This is a genomic window from Streptosporangium fragile, from assembly GCF_039534445.1.
GTDB lineage: Bacteria > Actinomycetota > Actinomycetes > Streptosporangiales > Streptosporangiaceae > Streptosporangium > Streptosporangium fragile.
The window spans coordinates 1-5805 of the sequence record NZ_BAAAVI010000138.1 but is presented as its reverse complement, the minus strand read 5'-3'; the positions used below and the strand labels follow the sequence as shown (position 1 = coordinate 5805).

Below are 5805 nucleotides of genomic sequence, written 5' to 3'. Positions count from 1 at the left end.
CCCCCGCCCCGGGCGGCGGGCCGGCGGCGGGGCCCGCCGTCCCCCCGGCGGGGGTGATCGGCCCCGGCCGACGCCGCTCCGCGGGAGACCGCTCGCCGCCCGGTCTCCGAAAGGCCCGGCCCCTTCCCCCAGGACCTCAGGAAGGGGAGGACGTCAGCTTCGGGCGACCGTGGACGGCGGCGTGGAGCAGGTCGCGCACCTCATCGTCGGAGGTCTGGTCGAAGTCGCGGTAGGAGTAGCCGACGGCGAAGAAGGGCGAGGGCGTGGCGGCGCAGACCACCTCGTCGACGAGCGGGGCGAGCTCGCGGCAGGCGGACCTGGGCGCGGTGGGCACGGCGACCACGATCCGGGCCGGGTGCAGCCGCCGGAGCGCCTGGACGGCGGCCCGCATGCTCGCGCCGGTGGCCAGCCCGTCGTCGACCAGGATGACGGTCCTGCCGTCGGGCTCGGGCGCGGGCCGGGATCCACGGTAGAGCCGGTCCCGGCGCCGCAGCTCCTGCCTCTCCCGCCGGATCACCCTCTCGATGACCTCCGGCGACACGGTGAGACCGTGGATGATGTCGTCGTTGAGCGTGACCACCCCGCCGCCGGCGACCGCCCCCATCGCCAGCTCCTCGTGGCCGGGGACGCCGAGTTTGCGGACGAGGAAGACGTCCAGCGGGGCGCCCAGGGCGGCGGCGATCTCGTACGCCACCGGGACACCGCCCCGGGGCAGCCCCAGGACGATGACGCCGGGCCTGCCCCGGTAATGCTCCAGCATTCCGGCCAGTACCCGGCCGGCGTCCCGCCGGTCCCGGAAAACGCGATTCCCCATGGCCACCGCCTCCCCGCTGCAAGCAGGCGCTCTTCTCCTTCCATAAGAGCACAAAAACGACATAACGGTCATTGGCTCGATGTGGACCGCAGGCCGGAGGAGGCGGGCGTCCAGAACACACGGCCGGGACGGCACGCTCAGGACGGCACGGCCGGGACGGCACGCTCAAGACGGCACGGCCGGGACGGCACGCTCAGGACGGCACGCTCAGGGCGCGCCGATGAATCGCTCCCCCTCCTGCTCGATGCGCTGGATCTCCGCGCGGAAGAAACGGGCGATCTCGGCGCAGGCGGCCGGGTCGACCGGGCCGCCCTCCCGTTTGGGCAGGTCGGGGTAGGGGCTGCCGATGACGAAGATGTTCTCGTCGTTGAAGTTGTTGGCCGGGGCGGTGTAGTTGAACGAGCCGGCGACGACCACGGCCTCGTCGATGACCATGAGCTTGTGGTGGAGCTTGCCGAAGGCCGGGCTGCGCCTGGGGAAGTAGAGCTCGATCCGGGCGCGGTCCAGGTCGTGGGTGGCGGCCCACCGCTGCGCGCCCTGACCCGGGTCCATCGCACCGGTCACGGTCCGCTTCGCCTCCGACAGGGCGATCATCGCGTCGTCGATGCCGGAGGAGCCGGAGAAGGTGAAGATGGCGAAGTCGACCCGCCTGGTGGCCTTGAGCATCTGCTTCATGATCTCCAACTCGGGCGCGTGGTCGGGCGCGAAGAGCACCTTCACCGGCACCCCGTTGAGGTTGTAGGCCGCGGGCACCTTGCCGTGGGTGTCGCGGCCGAAGCGGCCCGCGCGCAGTTGCTCGAACTCGGCGGTGTACTCGCGGCAGATGCGGGGGTCGTGGAAGACGACGATGTGGTTGAGGTTGCGGTGGCAGTCGGTGTGCGTGAAGTTCGCCGAGCCGGACAGGATGGCCGAGGTGGGCGTCGCGCGCTCGCGGAAGTCGCGGACGACGAACTTCTGGTGGAAGATCGCCGGGTTGTAGTCGGCCTTGACGTCGGCGCCGCAGCGCAGCAGCGCGGCCAGGATCCGCCGGTTGGCCTCCAGGCTGCGGCTCCCCGGCTCGTCGCCCCACTGGAGGCGGCGGCGCGCGGCCGTCTCGTCCTCGCCGGGGCGCATGGTGAGGGCGGGAAGCCTGGCGGTGAGCAGATAGTCCTGCTCCAGCACGACGCGGACGCTCACCCCGCGGAAGCGGGCGTCGAGGATCGCCTGGGCGATCGGCTCGGAGTCCAGCTCCTGGACCGCGATGTCCAGCGAGTGGCGGGCGCCGTCGACGAAGTCGACGATCACGCGCTCGAGGTCGTCGGCCGCCCCGAGCTCGACGGGCCCGACGAAGGCCTCGATCTTGTCACCGGCGAATGCTGCCACCGTGTCAGACTGACAGCCCGCCGGGCCGTCATCAAGATCTTCGGGGGTGTCGCGGGGCGGCGACGCGGGAGGGCGGGGCTCAGGAACGGTCCCGTCCGGCGGACGCCTCGCCTCGCTCGGGCTCGCCGGGCGCGGGACGGCCGCCGGCAGGGGCGGGCCGGGCCCGGCCGTCCCCGGGCCCGCGGCCGGTCACCCGCCTCGCGGCGCGCAGGCCCAGCCAGAGCAGCACGGCCAGCACGGCCACCAGCAGGTATTCGATCACGGGGATGCGGACGATCTCGTCGACGCGGCCGAACCCGAGGGCGGCGTACACCACGAGGACGGCGCCGGCGTAGGCGGCGGCGAGGATCCACCTGGTGGCACGGGACAGCCCGAGGCCGTGCATCTGGGTGATCACGAAGATCCCGAGGAAGCCGAACAGGAACATCGGCCAGGCGCCGCCCGGCCCGCTGCTCATCACCGCGACCAGGGTGCCGTGCGCGGCGACCAGGAGCTCCAGCGTCACGGTCCACCGGCGGTCGGTGTGCGCCCGGGTCATGAACAGGCTGCCCTGGAGCAGGAGCAGGAACATGTAGAAGAAGCCGACCAGATGCCCGCTCGTGCTCTCCATGGGGTGGTACCAGAAGGTGTAGACGGCGGCCCAGCTGAACAGGTAGCCGTGATACTTGCGGGCGAACGTCACCACCTCGGCGGAGATGGGGGCCGGACGGCCGGCGAAGAGCCCGCGGCGCCCGTTCTCCATGAGCAGGACGGCGACCAGCAGGAGGACCACCGAGCCCTGCGAGCTGAAGATCGACACGTCCTGGGCGAGCCCGTCGTAGAACAGGTGGGTCTGCAGGGTGTGCAGGACGACGAACCCGAAGTTGACCGCCAGCGCGATCACGTTCACCCGGTGCAGTCCGGCGGTGTAGCGGCGGACCCGGGTCTGGGCGTAGTAGATCAGCCACCAGGAGGCGATCTGGTGGGCCGCGTACCCGAGCCAGGCCGAGGCGCGGGTCCACACGGTCGGCTCGGGCAGCTTCCAGTAGTACCAGGAGGCGCCCTGGTCCGGCAGGAGCTCGATGCCCTCCAGGCGCCGGCCCAGCAGCCAGACCAGCCCGGTCAGGACCGCGCTGGCGGCGATCCCCCAGAGCAGGGTGCGGCCGGCCGTCGGGTGGGGGACACGGGAGTGGCGGGAAACATCGTTCAGCACGCTGAGCATTATGCATTTACTCAGCCTGCTGAACAAATGTCCTCCTGCCCCGACGCCCCCTCCGTTCTCCGCCCCGTTCCCCCCTGTCCGCCTTTCCCACCGCCGGAAGCCGCCCGGGACACGCGGGGAACTCTCCGCCTCCCGTTTCTGTGACAATGGGCAGGTGGCCGGAGGAGACCAGCAGGAGATCGCCCGAGATCCGAACGCGGTGCGCGACGACATCCGCTCCTGGCCGACCGGCCGCCTGCTCTCGGTGGCCGCCCGGCTGGTGGAGGGGCGTTTCCACGACTTCCTGGCGGCGCACGACCTCACCCACGCGGGGCTGATCGTCCTCCACCACGTCGTCGACGGCCGGCTGGCGCAGCGGGAGCTCGCGACGCTGTGCCGGGTGACCGACCAGACGATGAGCCGGACGATCGACCGGCTGCACCGGGCCGGATACGTGGAGCGGAAGACCGATGACCACGACCGCCGCCGCACGCTGGTCGAGATCACCCCGGCCGGCCGGGAGGTCCTGGGGACGGCGCGTCGCGCGGAGCGGAACTCCGACGTCCTGCTCGGCGCGGTCGACGAGTACGACCGCTTCCGCGAGCAGCTGATCAAGCTGATCACGGTCGTCTGACGCCGGCCGGGATCGTCCCGGGCACCGCGGCCCCGGCCGGGCGGACGGCCGGGGCACGCGAGCGGCCGGGACGTGGAGGCGGAGGCGGCAGGAGAACGGCCGGGGCACGGGCGAAGCCGGGGCGTGAGAACACGGCGGAGCCGGGTAGGACGGAGCGGATGAGGGAAGACGACTGGTTTCTCAGCCGCGAGGAGCGCGGCAACCCGGCGTCGCGGATCGACACCCGGCACGACAGCGGCACCGCCTGGTCGCGGGGCAACACCGTCCGGCCCATCCCCCACGGCGCACCGTACTTCGCCGAGCTGCTGGACCGGGTCGGCGGGTTACGCGCCGGAGACCTGCTGCTGTTCACCGACTGGCGCGGCGATCCCAGCCAGCGGCTCGGCGGTCCCGGCACGGAGGTGGCCGACGTCTTCGCCGAGGCCGCGCGGCGCGGGGTCGTCGTCAAGGGGCTGCTCTGGCGCTCGCACTGGGACCGCCTCCGCTTCAGCGAGGAGGAGAACCGCCACCTCGGCGAGGCCATCGAGGCGGCCGGCGGGGAGTGCGTGCGCGACATGCGCGTGCCGCCCGGCGGCTCGCACCACCAGAAACTCGTAGTCCTGCGCCACCGCGACGACCCCCGGCGCGACATCGCCTACGTCGGCGGGATCGACCTGTGCTGGAGTCGCCGGGACGACGCCTCCCACCGGGGTGACGTCCAGGCCGCGGCGATGGCCGGGGTGTACGGGCCGCGCCCGCCCTGGCACGACGTGCAGGCCGCGATCCAGGGGCCCGCCGTCGGCGACGTCGAGGCCGTCTTCCGGGAGCGCTGGGAGGACCGCACCCCGCTGACCCGCAACCCCGTGCACCGGATCGCGGACCTGCTCCGCCACGACGACACCGTGCCGGACCCGCTGCCGCCGCAGGCCCCCGACCCGCCCCCGTGCGGCCCGCACTCCGTGCAGCTGCTGCGCACCTACGCCCACCGCCGGACCCGTTACCCGTTCGCCCCGCGGGGGGAGCGCAGCGTCGCCCGCGGCTATCTGAAGGCGCTGCGCCGGGCCCGCGCCCTGATCTACATCGAGGACCAGTACCTGTGGTCCCCGCAGATCGCCCGGTGCTTCGCCGACGCGCTGGAGGCCAACCCCTGCCTGAGGATGATCAGTATCCTGCCGCTCCATCCCGACCAGGACGGGCCACTCGCGGGGACCCCGCAGATCCTGGGCCGCGACCAGGCCGTCTCCGTGCTGAAACGGGCGGGCGGGGACCGCTTCGCGGTCTACGGGGTGGAGAGCCCCCAGGGCACCCCCGTCTACGTCCACGCCAAGGTCTGCGTGATCGACGACGTGTGGGCGACCGTCGGCTCGGACAACTTCAACCGCCGGTCCTGGACCTACGACTCCGAGCTGACCTGCGCGATGCTCGACGAGACCCTCGACGACCGCGAGCCCTCGGACCCCGGCGGCCTCGGCGACGGCGCCCGCCGGCTCGCCCGGGACCTGCGGCTGACCCTCGCCCGGGAACACCTGGACCGCCCTGACCTCCCGGACGCCGACCTGCTCGACCCACGGTCCTTCTTCGACGCCCTCGCCTCCTCGGCCGCCGCTCTCGAACGGTGGCACGCCGGGGGCCGCCGCGGCCCTCGCCCGCCCGGACGGCTGCGCGTGTACGAGACGTCGCGCATGTCCCCGTGGACGACCGCCTGGGCCACGCCGTTCTACCACCTCGTGTGCGACCCGGACGGGCGCCCCCGTGCCCTGCGCCGCGCCGGACGTTACTAGTAGTACTTCGTTAGGTTGATTTGATCTTCGGTGGTGGGTTCGGCATGCTGCCCGC

5 protein-coding genes are annotated in these 5805 nt (G+C 72.6%); 2 read left to right on the top strand and 3 right to left on the bottom strand.

Annotation, left to right across the window (positions count from 1 at the left end; translation table 11 throughout):
* Positions 1-136 precede the first annotated feature (136 nt).
* From ABD841_RS39990 to ABD841_RS39980, 3 genes are all read right to left on the bottom strand, one after another.
* Positions 137-814, bottom strand: a complete 678-nt coding sequence (locus ABD841_RS39990) for a phosphoribosyltransferase (RefSeq protein ID WP_344982281.1) — start codon at positions 812-814, stop codon at positions 137-139.
* Positions 815-1021: 207 nt separating this feature from the next.
* Entirely contained in the window at positions 1022-2176 is a 1155-nt protein-coding gene (locus ABD841_RS39985) for a phospholipase D-like domain-containing protein (protein ID WP_344982280.1), read from the bottom strand.
* A gap of 79 nt (positions 2177-2255) precedes the next feature.
* Positions 2256-3377: a hypothetical protein gene (locus ABD841_RS39980; protein ID WP_425582119.1), complete on the bottom strand. Its 1122-nt coding sequence runs from the start codon at positions 3375-3377 to the stop codon at positions 2256-2258.
* A gap of 154 nt (positions 3378-3531) precedes the next feature.
* Here ABD841_RS39980 and ABD841_RS39975 point away from each other — a divergent pair, with 154 nt between their 5' ends.
* Complete coding sequence (locus tag ABD841_RS39975) at positions 3532-3990, top strand: MarR family winged helix-turn-helix transcriptional regulator (protein ID WP_344982278.1); 459 nt, start codon at positions 3532-3534, stop codon at positions 3988-3990.
* A gap of 158 nt (positions 3991-4148) precedes the next feature.
* The gene (locus ABD841_RS39970; RefSeq protein WP_344982277.1) at positions 4149-5750 is read left to right on the top strand and encodes a phospholipase D family protein; all 1602 of its coding nucleotides are present in this window, start codon (positions 4149-4151) and stop codon (positions 5748-5750) included.
* The last annotated feature ends 55 nt before the right edge of the window (positions 5751-5805 follow it).